Source organism: Pseudomonas sp. 1121_17, assembly GCF_052850745.1.
The window spans coordinates 156,201-173,785 of sequence record NZ_VXCX01000005.1; the positions used below are offsets into that span (position 1 = coordinate 156,201).

13 protein-coding genes are annotated in these 17,585 nt (G+C 62.3%); 12 read left to right on the plus strand and 1 reads right to left on the minus strand.

Translation table 11 applies throughout. From position 1 onward, the window contains the following. The first annotated feature begins 118 nt into the window (after positions 1-118). The 11 genes from pilM (at position 119) to FW789_RS12685 (ending at position 15,290) form a co-directional block, all read left to right on the plus strand. The gene (gene pilM / locus FW789_RS12635) at positions 119-1,015 is read left to right on the plus strand and encodes a pilus assembly protein PilM (protein WP_207072910.1); all 897 of its coding nucleotides are present in this window, start codon (positions 119-121) and stop codon (positions 1,013-1,015) included. After that, positions 1,015-1,551, plus strand: a complete 537-nt coding sequence (locus FW789_RS12640) for a PilN domain-containing protein (protein WP_446431519.1) — start codon at positions 1,015-1,017, stop codon at positions 1,549-1,551. Before pilM ends, FW789_RS12640 begins: the two co-directional genes overlap by 1 nt. Before the next feature lie 32 nt (positions 1,552-1,583). Further along, entirely contained in the window at positions 1,584-2,558 is a 975-nt protein-coding gene (locus FW789_RS12645) for a pilus assembly protein PilP (RefSeq protein WP_411562318.1), read from the plus strand. Continuing rightward, positions 2,479-3,750 carry a type IV pilus secretin PilQ gene (locus FW789_RS12650; protein WP_150573352.1) on the plus strand — a complete coding sequence of 424 codons (1,272 nt, stop codon included), beginning with the start codon at positions 2,479-2,481 and terminating at the stop codon, positions 3,748-3,750. The genes FW789_RS12645 and FW789_RS12650 overlap by 80 nt, the downstream gene beginning before the upstream one ends. A 4-nt stretch (positions 3,751-3,754) precedes the next feature. Then, complete coding sequence (aroK, locus tag FW789_RS12655; RefSeq protein ID WP_101315515.1) at positions 3,755-4,273, plus strand: shikimate kinase AroK; 519 nt, start codon at positions 3,755-3,757, stop codon at positions 4,271-4,273. 97 nt (positions 4,274-4,370) lie between these two features. After that, positions 4,371-5,468: a 3-dehydroquinate synthase gene (gene aroB, locus FW789_RS12660; RefSeq protein WP_101315517.1), complete on the plus strand. Its 1,098-nt coding sequence runs from the start codon at positions 4,371-4,373 to the stop codon at positions 5,466-5,468. Positions 5,469-5,483: 15 nt separating this feature from the next. Next, positions 5,484-7,091: an AAA family ATPase gene (locus FW789_RS12665; RefSeq protein WP_446431520.1), complete on the plus strand. Its 1,608-nt coding sequence runs from the start codon at positions 5,484-5,486 to the stop codon at positions 7,089-7,091. 374 nt (positions 7,092-7,465) lie between these two features. Next, positions 7,466-11,911 carry a glutamate synthase large subunit gene (gene gltB, locus FW789_RS12670; RefSeq protein WP_101315521.1) on the plus strand — a complete coding sequence of 1,482 codons (4,446 nt, stop codon included), beginning with the start codon at positions 7,466-7,468 and terminating at the stop codon, positions 11,909-11,911. 123 nt (positions 11,912-12,034) lie between these two features. Then, positions 12,035-13,453: an FAD-dependent oxidoreductase gene (locus tag FW789_RS12675; protein WP_103435698.1), complete on the plus strand. Its 1,419-nt coding sequence runs from the start codon at positions 12,035-12,037 to the stop codon at positions 13,451-13,453. Positions 13,454-13,673: 220 nt separating this feature from the next. After that, entirely contained in the window at positions 13,674-14,738 is a 1,065-nt protein-coding gene (gene hemE, locus FW789_RS12680; RefSeq protein WP_103435699.1) for a uroporphyrinogen decarboxylase, read from the plus strand. 204 nt (positions 14,739-14,942) lie between these two features. Next, positions 14,943-15,290, plus strand: coding sequence for a YgiW/YdeI family stress tolerance OB fold protein (locus tag FW789_RS12685; protein WP_103435700.1), 348 nt, complete (start codon positions 14,943-14,945; stop codon positions 15,288-15,290). A 37-nt stretch (positions 15,291-15,327) separates the two neighbouring features. Here FW789_RS12685 and FW789_RS12690 read toward each other — a convergent pair whose 3' ends face one another. Then, complete coding sequence (locus FW789_RS12690; RefSeq protein WP_189691822.1) at positions 15,328-16,551, minus strand: MFS transporter; 1,224 nt, start codon at positions 16,549-16,551, stop codon at positions 15,328-15,330. A gap of 139 nt (positions 16,552-16,690) precedes the next feature. Between FW789_RS12690 and FW789_RS12695 the strand changes: the two genes are divergently transcribed. Then, the gene (locus FW789_RS12695) at positions 16,691-17,578 is read left to right on the plus strand and encodes a LysR family transcriptional regulator (protein WP_103435702.1); all 888 of its coding nucleotides are present in this window, start codon (positions 16,691-16,693) and stop codon (positions 17,576-17,578) included. Positions 17,579-17,585 lie beyond the last annotated feature (7 nt).

The following is a 17,585-nucleotide window of genomic DNA, read 5'->3' on the forward strand; positions in this document are numbered from 1 at the left end:
CCGGCAGACAGGTAAAAACGCTGGGCATTATAAGCAGTTTTCGCCCCATCGGGCGACCGCCGGGGCTACCGGTCGGGCCAATGACGCGGGCTGACAATCATGGAGCAGGGAGACAGCGATGCTTGGACGCTTGGGCAAGGATGCCGGTTCATTGTTGGGTGTGGAAATAGCCGCCGACTCGGTGCGCATGCTTCAACTGCAGGGGCGCCAGGGGGCTGAGCACGTCAGGGCCTGGGCGTATCAGCCGCTGCCGGGGGCAATTGGCAATGACTGGGCGCAAGCCCCAGATACTCTGATAGACGCGCTGCGCTGCGCCTTTGAGCGCTGCGGCAGTCGGCGTGCGCAGGTTGCAGTTGCGCTGCCGGGCGGGGCGACGTTGTGCAAGCTTTGTTGCCTGCCAGCAGGCTTGTCGGTGGCTCAACTCGAGCAGCGCCTGCTGGTCGATGCCGAGCAGATGTTCCCGTTTGCCCTGGAAGACCTGGCGTTGGACTTTCAGGTGCTCGGCCCGGCGGTCGAGCCGGTGGGGCATGTCAATGTGCTGGTTGCCGCTTGCCGCCAGCGCTCACTGGATCAGCTCGAGCAGCTGCTGGAGGCCGCAGGTCTGTGCGCGGTGGCAGTTGAAGTCGACAGCATCGCCCTGCGCCGGCTGGTGCCCGACGGCCAGGCGTTGCTGCGTATCGAGCAGGGCGGGGCAGCGTTACATAGCTGGTCGGCAAGTGGCCTGCCGCAGCGTCAGGAGCTGACTTTCGGCGCCCATGAGCCAGACGATGCGCGCTTGCAGCGCATGCTTGAGTTGTGCGCAGCGGCGCTGCCAGGCGAGCATAGTGTGCAGGTGGTTGCGGCCAGCGAACAGGCATCACGCTGGCTAGCCGCTCTTGCTGCTCAATTGTCCTGCGATGCGCTGTCGCCGCTGCACGGTCTGGGCACGGCTGGCCTAAGCAATCGTGCCGAGCTGGCGCGGGTGGCGCCGCACATGGCGCTGGCCTGCGCTCTGGCACTCGGCGGTGTCTGCTGATGTTGCGTCTGAACCTGCTGCCCTGGCGCGAACGGCAGCGGCTGGCGGCGCTGCGACGGTTTCAATTGGCGCTGATTGGTAGCCTGTTGCTGGCGCTCGCCGGCGTGATCATGCTTGACCAGCTGGCGCGCCAGCGTGGTCAGCAGCAACTGGCGGCGATTGCCGAACGCCAGGCTGACGTCGCCCGACTCGATATCCAACTGCAGCAGTTGAAGGCGGTGCAGGGCAACCACGCTGATGTAATGGCGCAGTCAGCAGCGCTGCAAGCGCTGCGCAATGGCCAAGACCTGCTACCGAGGATGTTCGCTGAGCTGGAGCAGGCACTCGGTGCCAGTTTGCAGCTGACCGAGATGTCCATCCAGGAGGGGCAGATGCAACTGCTCGGGTTGGCGGCGTCGCCTGCGGTAGTGGCGCAGTTCATCCGCGATCTGCAGCAATCAAGGCGATTCGACGCGCTTGAACTGAAGCATATCCGTGCAGTTGCCGACGGCGATGAGTTCCTGTTGCTGGCACGGCTGTCGGCGCTTGAGCTGTGAGCGGGCCATGGCCTCCCGACTGGCAGCAGGTGGTGAGCAGCTCGCCGGTGGCCAGGCTGGCGATGCTGCTCGTACCGCTGCTGATTATGGCAAGTGTGGCCTGGCTGATGCGCTTTGAGGGTGTGCAGCGCACCTACCGGATGCAGGCGGCAACACTGCAGGCACTGGAGCAGACCTTCGCGGCCAAGGCGCTAGGTGTGCAGGACTTGCCCGCCGCGCAGGAGGCACTCGCTGACAGTAAGGTGCAGCTGCAGGACGCCCGCTGGCGCTTGGCGGCTGGGCAGGAAATGAGCGACCTGCTCGATCAGTTGGCGCGGTTCGGTCATGCCCATGGGCTGCTGATCGAGCAGGTGGATGTCGGCGAGCCGAGCCAGGCAGCCGGCTACCTAGTCGCGCCGCTGCAGTTGCAGGTGATCGGCAATTACCCGGCGCTGCGGGCATGGCTGGATGACTGGCTGGGTCAGATCCGCCTGCTGCACGTCTCGACCCTGCAGCTTGCAGCAGCAGGCCAGCCCGGGATGCTGCGGCTGCGCTTGCACGTGCAGGCCTTTGACGCGGGCCAGCAGTTACCGGCGCCGACCTCGCTAGCGCATGAAGCCGCCAGGCAGCGGGCACCGCCAGCGCAGGTCGATCCATTCCAGGCCTGGTCTGCACGCAGCGCAGCTGATGGTCTGGCCTGGGTGCCGCTGGCTCAGTTGCAGATGGTCGGCAGCCTCGCCCGCGATGGCCAGTATCAGGCTCTGGTGTGGTGGTCCGGGCGTTTGTATCGCGTGCGCGTGGGTGACCCATTGGGTCGCGACCAGGGTGTGGTTGTGCGGGTCGACGAACGGCAGATGGAGGTGCGCGAGCAGGTCTTGCTTGGTGGAGCCTGGCAGGAGCGATCAACCCTGGTTGGGTTACGAAAGCATGTGACGCAAGGAGGCATGGATGAAGCTCGGACAACTGGCAATGCTGCTGGCGACGGTTCTGGCGATGCACGGGGCGCAAGCGAAGACCTATCAGGGTGAACCGCTGTCGCTGAATTTTCAGGATGTTGAAGTTCGCGCAGTGCTGCAGGTGCTGGCCGACTATGCCGGGATCAACCTGGTGGTCAGTGATACGGCAAACGGCAACGTTACTCTGAGGTTGATACAGGTGCCCTGGGATCAGGCGCTGGATCTGGTCCTGCGCAGCAAAGGGCTGGCGAGCCGGCAGGAAGGCAATGTGCTGCTGGTAGCGCCGGCGGCCGAGCTGGCTGGGCAATCCCGCGAAGAACGGCTGGGTCGGGAGCTGGACGCCCAGTTGCAGCCGCTCGAACGCGCGTTGTTGCCAGTGCATCACGCCAAGGCAGCGGAGCTGGCCGAGTTGCTGCTGGCGACCTTGGCCGACGACGGCATCCTGACCGGGCGCGGCAGCCTGGGTGTCGATGCGCGGACCAACACGCTGGTGGCACATCAACCGGCAGAGCGACTTGCCGAGCTGCGCCGACTGGTCACCGAGCTGGATGTGCCGGTGCGGCAGGTGCTGATCGAAGCACGCATTGTCGAAGCCAACGTCGATTATGAAAAAAGCCTCGGGGTGCGCTGGGGCAAGCCGTTCAGCGGCGCCGAAGGCCGCAGCGGCAAAGGGCTGTTCGTCGATCTCGGCGTGGATCGGCCGACTTCAGCGGTGGGCCTGGGGTTGCTGCGCGGCGACGCCTTGCTGGATCTGGAGCTCAGCGCGATGGAAAAGAGCGGCAATGGCGAAATCATCTCGCAGCCCAAGGTGGTGACCGCCGACAAGGAGACCGCGCGCATCCTCAAAGGCACCGAAGTGCCCTATCAGGAAACCAGCAAGAGCGGCGCGACCTCGGTGTCGTTTCGCGAAGCCTCGCTATCGCTCGAAGTTACCCCGCAGATCACCGCCGATGGTCAGGTAATCATGACCGTGCGCGTGACCAAGGACGAGCCGGATTACGTCAACGCACTCAACGATGTTCCACCGATTCGCAAGAACGAGGTCAACGCCAAGGTGCGCGTGGCCGACGGCCAGACCATCGTCATCGGTGGCGTCTACTCGACTACGCAAAACAATGTGGTCGACAAGGTGCCATTTTTCGGTGATCTGCCGTATGTTGGGCGGCTGTTTCGACGCGATGCATTACAAGAGAAAAAATCCGAGCTGCTGGTCTTCCTGACTCCGCGTATCATGAGTGACCAGGCGATTGCTGTGAGTCGTTGATTCTGTGCGAAATTTGATACTTGTAGGGCCCATGGGCGCTGGCAAAAGCACCATCGGACGCCTGTTGGCCAAAGAGCTGCGCCTGCTGTTCAAGGATTCCGACAAGGAAATCGAACTGCGGACGGGCGCCAATATCCCGTGGATCTTCGACAAGGAAGGCGAGCCGGGCTTTCGCGATCGTGAAGAAGCGATGATTGCCGAGCTCTGTGAGCTGGACGGCGTAGTCGTGGCTACCGGCGGCGGTGCAGTCATGCGTGATGCCAATCGGCGTGCTCTGCATGCCGGTGGCCGGGTGATCTACCTGCACGCCTCGGTTGAGCAGCAGGTCGGCCGCACGGCACGTGATCGCAATCGGCCGCTGTTGCGCACCGCCAATCCGGAAGCGACCCTGCGTGCTTTGCTCGAGTCGCGAGATCCGCTGTATCGCGAGATCGCCGACGTGATCGTGGAAACCGACGAACGGCCGCCGCGCATGGTGGTCCAGGATATTCTCGAGCGCCTCGAGCAGTTGCCGCCCCGCTAAGCCGGGACTATTCTCGGCCACCAACGCCGAGGCAGGGGTTCAACCTTACCGCGTGTGTCGTCCAGGCGACGCCGCGCTCCAGACATTGTGGGGATACATGCAGACACTTAAGGTCGATCTGGGCGAACGCAGCTACCCGATCTACATTGGCGAAGGCCTGCTGGACCAGCCTGAACTGCTGGCCCCGCACATTGCCGGCCGGCAGGTCGCCATTGTCTCCAACGAAACTGTCGCGCCCCTGTATCTGCAGCGCCTTAGCCAGACCCTGGGTGCCTATTCGGTGTTGCCGGTGGTATTGCCGGACGGTGAAGCACACAAGAACTGGCAAACCCTGCAACTGATTTTCGATGGCCTGCTGACGGCTCGCCACGACCGCCGCACCACCGTGATCGCACTGGGCGGCGGGGTCATCGGTGACATGGCCGGTTTCGCCGCAGCCTGCTACCAGCGTGGTGTCGACTTCATTCAGGTGCCGACCACACTGTTGTCCCAGGTCGATTCGTCGGTGGGCGGCAAGACCGGCATCAACCATCCGCTGGGCAAGAACATGGTCGGCGCGTTCTATCAGCCCAATGCGGTGCTGATCGACACCACCAGCCTGAAGACGCTGCCGGCGCGCGAGCTGTCGGCAGGCCTGGCCGAAGTGATCAAGTACGGCCTGATCTGCGACAAGCCATTCCTCGCCTGGCTCGAAGAGAATATGACCGCCCTGCGCGGTCTCGACAACACGGCGCTGACCGAAGCGATTCGTCGCTCTTGCGCGGCCAAGGCCGCGGTTGTGGGCGCCGACGAGCGCGAAACCGGCCTGCGCGCCACGCTGAACCTCGGCCATACCTTTGGCCATGCCATCGAAACCCACATGGGCTATGGCGTCTGGCTGCATGGCGAGGCGGTGTCTGCAGGTACCGTGATGGCGCTGGAAATGTCCATGCGTCTGGGCTGGATTGATCAGGCCGAACGTGATCGCTCGATTCGCCTGCTGCAGGACGCAGGATTGCCGGTGGTGCCACCACAGGAAATGACCCCGGCGCATTTCATGGAGCATATGGCGGTCGACAAAAAGGTCCTCGACGGGCGCATGCGGCTGGTGCTGTTGCGCCAGCTCGGCGAAGCCGTGATTACCGACGACTATCCGCAAGAGATCCTTCAGGCCACGCTGGCAGCGGATTACCGCGCCATTGTGGCCCAGCTTTGAGGTTGTGACAGCGCAATGACCAGTTTGCATGCCGATGAGGCGTTTCTCGACCATTACCAGCTGAGCCACGATCCGTTCGCGCCCCGTGTGCCCGGTTTCAAGTTCTTCCCCGCCCAGCGCAAGCCAGTGCTTGGCCAACTGCATCACCTGGCGCGTTACAGCCACCTGATGCTGGTGGTCACAGGTCCGGTGGGCAGCGGCAAGACCCTGCTGCGTCAGGCGCTGGTCGCCAGCACCAACAAGCAGTCGGTGCAGAGCGTGGTGGTCTCGGCCCGCGGTGCCAGCGACGCGGCCAGCGTCCTCGGCCAGGTGGCTCAGGCGCTTGGCGTGGCGCAGCCGGAAGTGCAGGCGATCCTGTCGCAGGTGGTGCAACTGGCCCTGACCGGCCAGGAAGTCTATCTGTTGGTGGACGATGCGGAACAACTCGACGAGTCGGCACTCCAAGCGTTGCTGGAATTGGCGGCAGGCGTTGCCGAAGGGCGCCCGCACGTATTCCTGTTTGGCGAGCCTTCGCTGATTGCTGGGTTGGATCAGCTCAATGGTGAGGGAGATCGTTTCCACATCATCGAGCTTGAACCCTACAGCGAGGAGGAAACCCGCGAATACCTTGAACAACGCCTGGAAGGCGCTGGCCGCGGTATCGAGGTATTCACGGCCGAGCAGATCGCCGATATCCACGAACATGCGGATGGCTGGCCTGGCAACATCAACCAGGTTGCCCGCGACACTTTGATCGAAGCCATGATCGCCACGCGCAGCACGGCGAAGCGACCATCCATGGGGTTCAAGATGCCTAAGAAACACGTACTCGCGCTGTCTGCAGTTGTCGTGGTCGCCGTAGCGGCGGCGGTCCTGATGCCGAAGAAAGGCGCTGACAAGCCTGCTACCGACGCACCCGCAGCGCAGGCTCAACTGCCGCTGGGCGAAGGCCAGGCCAACAGCAGCAACCCGGCTATCGAGTTCTCCGGCTCGCAGCCAACACCACTGCCGCTCAATGGCCAGTCGCAACCAGTCATGCGCGAGCCGCTGGCCCAGGCTGCAGGCATGGGCGACGGTGAAGAAGCCAGCCCAGCCGGCAACACCGCATTGCAGCCTGCCAATCCACCAACCGTGACCACCATTGCCCCGCCTGAAGGCGTGCCGGCAGGCCCCGCCGCGGCTCCTGCGCAGCCAATCGCCAGCGCGCCAGCGCAACCGGTTGCACCTGCGCCCAAGCCTGCTCCGGCTCAGCCGGCGACCCAGCCAGCCAAGCCTATTGCAGCGGCCAAGCCGGCCCCGGCGCCAACCCAGGTTGCCAGCGTCAAGCCTGCGTCGACTGCCGCTGGCGGCAGCGGCAACAGCGCCTGGTACGGCAGCCAGAAAGCCGGAAACTATGTAGTACAGATTCTCGGCACCAGCTCCGAGGCGTCGGCCCAGTCGTTCGTCAAGGCGCAGGGTGGTGACTATCGCTACTTCAAGAAAACCCTGCAGGGCAAACCGCTTTACGTCGTCACTTACGGCAACTTTGCCAACCGTGATGCTGCAGTTGCTGCAATCAAGAACTTGCCAGCGAAGGTCCAGGCTGGTAAACCTTGGCCACGTACCGTCGGCAGCGTCCAACAAGAGCTGACCACGACCCGCTGATACCTTCCGGGCGGCACCACCCCGCCGCCCAGTTGCTGAGCGACTCCTGACTTTCGTCTAGCCTGCTGCGTGTGATCGCGGCAGGCTTTTCTGTCCCAGACTGCCGGCCACAAGCCTCTAGTTGCAGTTCAGGCTGAAACGCTTCAGACTCCGAACCATGCCGTACCACGGCAAGCGTTCAAAAACATTCAAAAATGCGACATAAATTTACAACGATTCGTCGTTTGAATTTGTGGGCTTCCCTGTCGCTGTGCAACAATGGTTTCACGTTGCCCCCCGCAAAAAAGCTGGCATTCGACCGGTGTGGATGGTAAGTGGTTGTACTAAAAAGAGATTTGCCTCCGTCGAGGGGCGAACCTGGTGAGAATGTGTCTATGAAAACAGGTCTGTACCATCCCGAAGAATTCAAGGACAACTGTGGCTTTGGCCTGATCGCCCATATGACGGGCGAGCCAAGTCACCACCTCCTGCAAACGGCCATGCAAGCGCTGACCTGCATGACCCACCGCGGCGGCATCAACGCTGACGGCAAGACCGGTGACGGTTGTGGCTTGCTCATGCAAAAGCCCGATCAGTTCCTGCGTGCCATGGCCAAAGAGCACTTTGCTGCGGAACTGCCCAAGCAGTACGCCGTCGGCATGGTGTTCTTCAACCAGGACCCGATCAAAGCCGAAGCCGCGCGGGCCAACATGGACCGCGAAATCATCGCGGCCGGCCTGCAGCTGATCGGCTGGCGCAAGGTGCCAATCGATACCAGCGTGCTGGGTCGTCTGGCCCTCGAGCGCCTGCCGCAGATCGAACAGGTGTTCATCGGTGGTGAAGGCCTGAGCGATCAGGACATCGCGATCAAGCTGTTCAGTGCCCGTCGCCGTTCGTCCGTGGCCAATGCCCACGACAGCGATCACTACATCTGCAGCTTCTCGCACAAGACCATCATCTACAAAGGCCTGATGATGCCGGCGGACCTCGCCGCATTCTTCCCGGACCTGGGTGACGAGCGCCTGCAGACCGCGATCTGCGTGTTCCACCAGCGCTTCTCGACCAACACCTTGCCGAAATGGCCGTTGGCGCAGCCGTTCCGCTTCCTCGCCCACAACGGCGAGATCAACACCATCACCGGCAACCGCAACTGGGCCATGGCCCGGCGCACCAAGTTCGCCAACGACCTGATCCCCGACCTCGAAGAGCTCGGCCCACTGGTCAACAGGGTCGGCTCCGACTCATCGAGCATGGACAACATGCTGGAGCTGATGGTTACCGGCGGCATCGACCTGTTCCGCGGCGTGCGCATGCTGGTACCGCCAGCCTGGCAGAACGTCGAGACCATGGACGCCGACCTGCGCGCCTTCTACGAATACAACTCCATGCACATGGAGCCGTGGGACGGCCCGGCCGGTATCGTCATGACCGAAGGTCGCCATGCCGTCTGCCTGCTCGACCGCAACGGCCTGCGCCCGGCGCGTTGGGTCACCACCCGCAACGGCTACATCACCATCGCCTCGGAAATCGGCGTATGGGGCTATCAGCCGGAAGACGTGGTTGCCAAAGGCCGCGTTGGCCCAGGGCAGATCTTTGCCGTGGACACCGAAACCGGGCAGATCCTCGACACCGACGCCATCGACAACCGCCTCAAGTCGCGCCATCCGTACAAGCGCTGGTTGCGCCAGCATGCCACGCGCATCCAGGCCACCCTGAGCGACGACCAGGGCGCGGCCAGCTACGACGCTGACCAGCTCAAGCAGTTCATGAAGATGTTCCAGGTCACCTTCGAAGAGCGTGACCAGGTGCTGCGTCCGCTCGGCGAACAGGGCCAGGAAGCGGTCGGCTCGATGGGCGACGACACGCCGATGGCCGTGCTGTCGCAGCGCGTGCGTTCGCCGTACGACTTCTTCCGCCAGCAGTTCGCTCAGGTGACCAACCCGCCGATCGACCCGCTGCGCGAAGCGATCGTGATGTCGCTGGAAATCTGCCTCGGCGCCGAGCGCAACATCTTCCAGGAATCGCCTGAGCACGCCTCGCGCGTGATCCTCAGCTCGCCAGTGATCTCCCCGGCCAAGTGGCGTTCGTTGATGAACCTCGAGCGCGAAGGTTTCGAGCGGCAGCTGATCGACCTCAACTACGAAGAAAGCCTCGGCCTGGAAGCGGCCATCCGCAACATCGCCGATCAGGCTGAAGAAGCGGTGCGCAGCGGCAAGACCCAGCTGGTGCTGAGCGACCGTTTCATCGCCCCGGGCAAGCTGCCGGTGCATGCCTCGCTGGCAGTTGGCGCGGTGCACCACCGCCTGACCGAGCAGGGCCTGCGTTGCGACAGCAACATCCTGGTCGAAACCGCAACCGCGCGTGACCCGCACCACTTCGCTGTGCTGCTCGGCTTCGGCGCCTCGGCGGTGTACCCGTACCTGGCCTACGAAGTGCTGGCCGACCTGATCCGCACCGGTGAAGTGCTGGGCGATCTGGATGAAGTGTTCAAGTACTACCGCAAAGGCATCTCCAAAGGCCTGCTGAAGATCCTGTCGAAGATGGGCATCTCGACCATCACTTCGTACCGCGGTGCGCAGTTGTTCGAGGCCATCGGCCTGTCCGACGAAGTGGTCGGCCTGAGCTTCAAGGGCGTACCGAGCCGCATCAAGGGTGCGCGCTTTGTCGACCTCGAAGGCGATCAGAAGCTGCTCGCCGCCGAAGCCTGGAGCGCGCGCAAGCCGATCCAGCAAGGTGGCCTGCTCAAGTTCGTCCACGGTGGCGAATACCACGCCTACAACCCGGATGTGGTCAACACCCTGCAGGCAGCCGTGCAGCAGGGCGACTACGCCAAGTTCAAGGAATACACCGCGCTGGTCGACAAGCGTCCGGTGTCGATGATCCGTGACCTGCTCAAGGTCAAGGTTGCCGAGCAGCCGCTGGCGATCGACCAGGTTGAGCCGCTGGAGGCCATCCTCAAGCGCTTCGACTCGGCCGGCATCTCGCTCGGCGCGCTGTCGCCCGAGGCACATGAAGCACTGGCCGAGGCGATGAACCGCCTGGGCGCGCGCTCCAACTCCGGTGAGGGCGGCGAAGACCCGGCCCGTTACGGCACGATCAAGAGCTCGAAAATCAAACAGGTGGCCACCGGCCGCTTTGGCGTCACCCCGGAATACCTGGTCAATGCCGAAGTGCTGCAGATCAAGGTCGCTCAGGGCGCCAAACCGGGCGAGGGCGGCCAGCTGCCTGGGGGCAAGGTCAACGGCCTGATCGCCAAGCTGCGCTATGCAGTGCCTGGCGTAACCCTGATCTCGCCACCGCCGCACCATGACATTTACTCGATCGAAGACCTCGCGCAGCTGATCTATGACCTCAAGCAGGTCAATCCGCAAGCGCTGGTTTCGGTCAAGCTGGTGGCAGAAGCCGGTGTCGGTACCATCGCGGCCGGCGTGGCCAAGGCCTATGCCGACTTGATCACCATCTCTGGCTACGACGGCGGCACCGGCGCTTCGCCGCTGACCTCGATCAAGTACGCCGGTGCACCGTGGGAACTGGGCCTGGCGGAAACCCACCAGACCCTGCGCGGCAATGACCTGCGCGGCAAGGTCCGGGTGCAGACCGACGGCGGCCTGAAAACCGGCCTCGACGTGATCAAGGCGGCCATTCTCGGCGCCGAAAGCTTTGGCTTCGGTACCGCGCCAATGATCGCTCTGGGTTGCAAATACCTGCGTATCTGCCATCTGAACAACTGCGCCACCGGTGTAGCCACGCAGAACGAAAAGCTGCGCAAGGACCACTACATTGGCACCGTCGACATGGTGATCAATTTCTTCACCTTCGTTGCCGAAGAAACCCGCGAGTGGTTGGCCAAACTGGGCGTTAGCAGCCTCGGCGAGCTGATTGGTCGCACCGACCTGCTCGAAGTGCTGCCGGGCGACACCGAGCGTCAGCAGTATCTGGACCTCAGCCCGCTGCTGGGCAGCTCGCACATTCCGGCCGACAAGCCGCAGTTCTGCGAAGTCGACAAGAACCCGCCGTTCGACAAGGGCGAGCTGGCCGAGAAGATGGTCGAGATGGCCTTGCCAGCGATCCGCGATCAGGCCGGTGGCGAGTTCGACCTCGACATCTGCAACTGCGACCGTTCGATTGGTGCGCGTATCTCTGGTGAAATCGCCAAGCTGTACGGCAACCAGGGCATGGCCGCCAAGCCGATCACCTTCCGCTTCAAGGGCACTGCCGGGCAGAGCTTTGGCGTGTGGAACGCCGGTGGCCTCAACCTGCATCTGCAGGGCGACGCCAACGACTACGTCGGCAAGGGCATGACCGGTGGCAAGGTGACCATCGTGCCGCCTGCTGGCAGCCCGTTCAAAACCCAGGAAAGCGCTATCGTCGGCAACACCTGCCTGTATGGCGCCACCGGCGGCAAGCTGTTCGCTGCCGGTACTGCCGGTGAGCGCTTCGCGGTACGTAACTCGGGCGCCCATGCGGTGGTCGAGGGTACCGGCGATCACTGCTGTGAATACATGACCGGCGGCTTTGTCTGCGTATTGGGCAAGACCGGTTACAACTTCGGCTCTGGCATGACTGGCGGCTTCGCCTACGTGCTCGACATGGACAACAGTTTCTTCGACAAGCTCAACCACGAACTGGTGGAAATCCAGCGCATCAGTGGTGAAGCCATGGAAGCCTACCGCAGCCATCTGGCGCGGGTCCTTGCCGAGTACGTCGAGGAGACTGGCAGCGAGTGGGGACGTGAGCTCTCGGAAAACCTGGACGACTATGTGCGCCGCTTCTGGCTGGTCAAGCCAAAGGCTGCGACGCTCAAGCAGTTGTTGTCCAGCACCCGTGCCAACCCGCAGTAAAAGCAGCTGCAAGTGGCAAGCCCCAAGCTGCGGCCAAAAGCAGCATGGGGTATTGCCCGGCTTATGTGATTGTCTTGCGGCGTGCAGCTAACAGCTCGCAGCTGCTGTGAAGAGGTATTGAAAATGGCTGAACGTCTGAACAACGACTTCCAGTTCATCGAAGTTGGGCGTAAAGACCCGAAGAAAAAACTGCTGCGCCAGCGCAAGAAGGAGTTCGTCGAGATCTACGAACCGTTCAAGCCGCAGCAGTCTGTCGACCAGGCGCACCGCTGCCTGGGTTGCGGCAACCCGTATTGCGAGTGGAAGTGCCCGGTACACAACTTCATCCCCAACTGGTTGAAGCTGGTATCCGAAGGCAACATCCTCGCGGCCGCCGAGCTGTCGCACCAGACCAACACCCTGCCGGAAGTGTGCGGCCGGGTCTGCCCGCAGGATCGTCTGTGTGAAGGTGCCTGCACCCTCAACGACGGTTTTGGCGCAGTGACCATCGGCTCGGTCGAGAAGTACATCACCGACACCGCCTTCGCTATGGGCTGGCGCCCGGACATGTCCAAGGTCAAACCGACCGGCAAGCGGGTTGCCATCATTGGTGCTGGCCCGGCTGGGCTAGGCTGCGCCGACGTGCTGGTGCGCGCTGGGGTAACCCCGGTAGTGTTCGACCGCAACCCGGAAATCGGCGGTCTGCTGACCTTCGGCATCCCTGAGTTCAAGCTGGAAAAGACCGTGCTGAGCAATCGCCGCGAAGTCTTCACCGGCATGGGTATCGAGTTCCGCCTGAACACCGAAGTGGGCAAGGACATCACCCTCGAGCAGTTGCTGGCCGAGTACGATGCCGTGTTCATGGGCATGGGCACCTACACCTACATGAAGGGCGGCTTCCCGGGTGAAGACTTGCCAGGCGTGCACGATGCGCTGGACTTCCTGATCGCCAACGTCAACCGCAACCTGGGCTTTGAAAAGTCGCCGGAAGACTTCGTCGACATGGCTGGCAAGAAGGTCGTAGTGCTCGGCGGTGGTGACACCGCGATGGACTGCAACCGGACTTCGATCCGCCAGGGCGCCAAGTCGGTCAGCTGCGCCTATCGTCGTGACGAAGCGAACATGCCGGGCTCGCGCAAAGAGGTGAAGAACGCCAAGGAAGAGGGCGTGAAATTCCTCTACAACCGCCAGCCCATCGCGATTGTCGGTGAAGACAAGGTCGAAGGCGTCAAGGTGGTCGAGACCCGTCTCGGCGAGCCAGACGCCCGTGGCCGCCGCAGCCCTGAACCGATTCCGGGTTCTGAAGAGATCCTGCCGGCAGATGCGGTGGTGATCGCCTTTGGTTTCCGCCCAAGCCCAGCGCCGTGGTTCGAGCAGTTCGACATCCAGACCGACAGCCAGGGCCGGGTGATTGCTCCGGAGCAGGCGCGCTTCAAGCACCAGACCAGCAACCCGAAAGTGTTTGCTGGCGGGGATATGGTGCGGGGTTCGGATCTGGTGGTGACGGCGATCTTTGAAGGTCGTACTGCGGCTGAGGGGATTCTGGATTATCTGCAGGTTTGAGTGATTTAGGGCCGCTTGGCGGCCCTTCGCGGGTGAACCCGCTCCCCACAGGTTATGGCCGCGATTCACCCGTGAAGGGCTGCAAAGCAGCCCCATTCCCGCCATCTTGTATACAAAATCGTTTGACCCAAGACACCCAATAGACAAAACGCATGGCCTTGGCCGTGCCTTTTGTGCTGGCGTCTGAGAAAATGCCCGCACTTTTTTTCCGGATGCCGACATGACTGCCCTGAAGAACGACCGTTTCCTGCGTGCACTGCTCAAGCAACCCGTAGACGTCACGCCCGTCTGGATGATGCGCCAGGCCGGCCGTTACCTGCCGGAGTACCGCGCCAGCCGTGCTCAGGCCGGCGACTTCATGAGCCTGTGCAAGAACCCGCAGTTCGCCTGCGAGGTGACCATGCAGCCGCTTGATCGCTACCCTCTGGATGCGGCGATCCTGTTCTCGGACATCCTCACCATCCCTGATGCCATGGGTCAGGGCCTGTACTTCGAGACCGGAGAAGGCCCGCGTTTCAAGAAAGTGGTCAGCACCCTGGCCGATATCGAGGCGCTGCCGATCCCGGACCCGCACAAGGACCTTGGCTATGTGATGGATGCGGTCAGCACCATTCGCCGTGAGCTCAATGGTCGCGTGCCGTTGATCGGTTTCTCCGGTAGCCCGTGGACGTTGGCCACCTACATGGTCGAAGGTGGCTCGTCGAAAGACTTCCGCAAGAGCAAGGCCATGCTCTATGACAATCCGCAGGCGATGCACCTGCTGTTGGACAAGCTGGCTCAGTCGGTTACCAGCTACCTTAACGGGCAGATCCAGGCTGGTGCGCAGGCGGTGCAGATCTTCGATACCTGGGGTGGCAACCTGTCGGCGGCGGCGTATCAGGAGTTCTCACTGGCTTACATGCGCAAGATCATCAGCGGGCTGATCCGTGAGCATGATGGGCGCAAGGTGCCGGTCATTGTGTTTACCAAGAATGGTGGCATGTGGCTGGAGAGCATTGCTGAGTGTGGCGCTGATGCGTTGGGCCTGGACTGGACCTGCGAGATCAGCGATGCCCGCCGCCGGGTTGGCGACAAGGTGGCGTTGCAGGGCAACATGGACCCGACCGTGCTGTACGCCAAGCCTGCGGCGATTCGTCAGGAAGTCGGGCGCATCCTGGCCAGCTACGGCAAGGGTACTGGCCATGTATTCAACCTTGGCCATGGCATCACGCCTGAGGTTGATCCGGAACATGCGGGTGCGTTCATCAACGCCGTGCATGAGCTGTCGGCGCAATACCATCAGTGATCAGTCGCTGAATAAAAAACCGGCCATGTGCCTGACGCTGTTTACTTAAGAATGCCGGGGGCCGCAAAGCGGCCCCAATGCAGGCGATGTAGAGCTTAAGTGGACACCATTAGGCCATGTGCCGGGTTTTTTTGTGCGTTAAGTTTAAATTCAGCGATCGTCGTTAATCTGGTCCCATCTCAACCAGTACAGGACTTGATCATCATGAAAGCCCGCTACCTCGCTCTGATTCTCGCGCCACTGTTCAGCACCGCCGCTCTGGCCAATACCTACACCGGCCCTGGTGCTCAGCCGGTCACTACCGTCACTGCTGCCAATGAGGCTGCTGACGATACCCGCGTAGTGCTTCAAGGCTTCGTCACCAAAAAGCTGGATAACGACGACAAGTACGAATTCAAGGACAACACCGGCACTATCAAGGTCGAGATCGACGACGAAGACATGCCGGCGGCAGGCTTCAACGACAAGACCAAGGTCAAGCTGACCGGTGAAGTGGAAAAAAACCTGATGAGCCGTGAAGTGGATGTCGATCTGGTCGAAATCATCAACTGATCGACGCTTTCAAAGCGACCGCGTGCGGCCTTTGGCTTCACGCGGTTTTTGGTGCTAGCCGGCTCAGGTGCAGCGCCACCAGCAAGGCCACTGCCAGCAGGCTGCCGATGAACAGGCCGATGCCGTTCCAACCGGCCATGTGCCAGAACACCCCGCCCGCAGTACCCGCCACACTCGACCCTGCGTAGTAACTGAACAGATATAGCGAAGACGCCTGGCCCTTGGCTTTCAAGGCCCGGCGGCCGATCCAGCTGCTAGCCACCGAGTGCGCGCCGAAGAAGCCGAAGGTGAACACCAGCATGCCGACGATGATCATTGCCAGCGGGCTGGCCAGGGTCATCAACATGCCGCCGGCCATCACCACGATGCTTGCCCAGAACACCTTGCGCCGGCCCAGCCGGTCGGCCAGGGCGCCGACCTGAGCGGAGCTGTAGATGCCCGACAGGTAGACAATCGACAGCAGCCCGACCAGTGCCTGGTTCATGTGATAGGGCTCGGCCAGCAAGCGGTAGCCGATGTAGTTGAACAGGGTAACGAATGCACCCATCAGCAAAAATGCTTCGAGGAACAGCCAGGGCAGGCCGGCGTCGCGAAAGTGCATGACAAAGCCGTTGAGCAGGCTGCGAGGGTTCAGCGTCTGCGGGCGGAAGTTGCGCGACTCGGGCAGTACCTTCCAGAACACCACTGCTGCCACCAGCGCCAGGCCGCCGATGCACAGCATCGCTGTGTGCCAGCTGACGAAGTCGATCAGCACGCCACTGATCAGCCGCCCGCACATGCCGCCAATCGCGTTGCCGCCGATGTACAAGCCCATCGCCAGGCCAATGTGCTGTGGGTGGATCTCTTCGCTCAGGTAGGTCATCGCCACCGCCGCCAGCCCGCTCAGCGACAGGCCGACCAGCGCTCGGGTCGCCAGCACCAGCTCCCAACTTGGCATCACCGCGCTGGCCAGGGTCGACAGGGCGGCGCAGACCAAGGCGAATACCATCACCGGCTTGCGGCCGATGCGGTCGGAGATCGGCCCGGTAATCAGCAGGCCGATGGCAAGCATGGCAGTGGCTACCGACAGCACCAGGCTGCTTTGCGCAGCGTTGATGGCAAATTCCTGCGACAGCAGCGGCATCATCGGCTGTACGCAGTAGAGCAGGGCAAAGGTGGCAAAGCCGCCGCTGAATAGCGCCAGCACTGTTTTCATGAAAGCCGGGCTGCCTTTTTCGATCCAGATATCCGGCAGCGGGGCGGCTTCGATCACGTGGGGCATTGCAGCAGTTTTCACGACGGCTCCCTCAAAAGCGCTGGCTGATGTTACTAATTGGAAAAAATCATATAGCTGGCTAATGATTAGATCCAATATATTGTTCGACCTGTTTAAGAGGTTTAACGACTCGTTTGGAGCAGCTATGGAATTGCGTCATCTGCGTTACTTCATTGCCGTGGCCGAGGAGCTGCACTTCGGCCGGGCTGCACAGCAGCTAGGCATCTCCCAGCCGCCGCTGAGCCAGCAGATTCAGGCGCTGGAGCATGAGTTGGGCGCGCGTTTGTTCGAGCGCACCAATCGTCGGGTCGAGCTGAGCGAGGCCGGGCGCTTGTTCCTCGATGAGGCGCGGCAGGTGCTGGCACAGGTCGATAAAGCTGCCGACGTCGCCCGCCGTGCGCAGTTGGGTGAGCTCGGTGAGATGAAGATCGGCTTCACTTCTTCAGCGCCCTTCACCTCGAAGATCCCCAAGGCGATCCATGCGTTCCGTCAGCGCTACCCGGCGGTGCACCTGAGTTTGAAGGAGATGAGCAGCCGTGATGTTGCGGCGGCGGTGTTTGATGAATCGATTGAAGTTGGCCTGATGCGGCCGATGCCATTGCCCGACGGCCTGCAGGTCACCGAGCTGTTCCGCGAGCCGCTGGTGGCAGTGCTGAATGCTTCGCACCCATTGGTTGCCGCCAGTGAACAAGGGTTACACATGGCTGATCTGGCCCGTGAACCGTTCGTGTTCTTCCCGCGCAGTTACGGCAGTGGTTTGCATGCACAGTTGCTGGCGCTGGCCCGCCAGGCAGGCTTCAGCCCGCATTTTGCCCAGGAGGTGGGCGAGGCGATGACGATTATCGGCCTGGTTTCGGCAGGTCTCGGCGTCTCGGTGCTGCCAGCCTCGTACCAGCGCATGCGCATCGATGGCGTAGTCTATCGAACGGTGCTGGATGAAGGGGCGGATACCGCCGTGTGGCTGGTCCAGCGCCAGGCTGGCAGCTCGGTGATGGCCAAGGCGTTTGCCGACCTGCTGATCGGCAACGCCTGATGGCGGC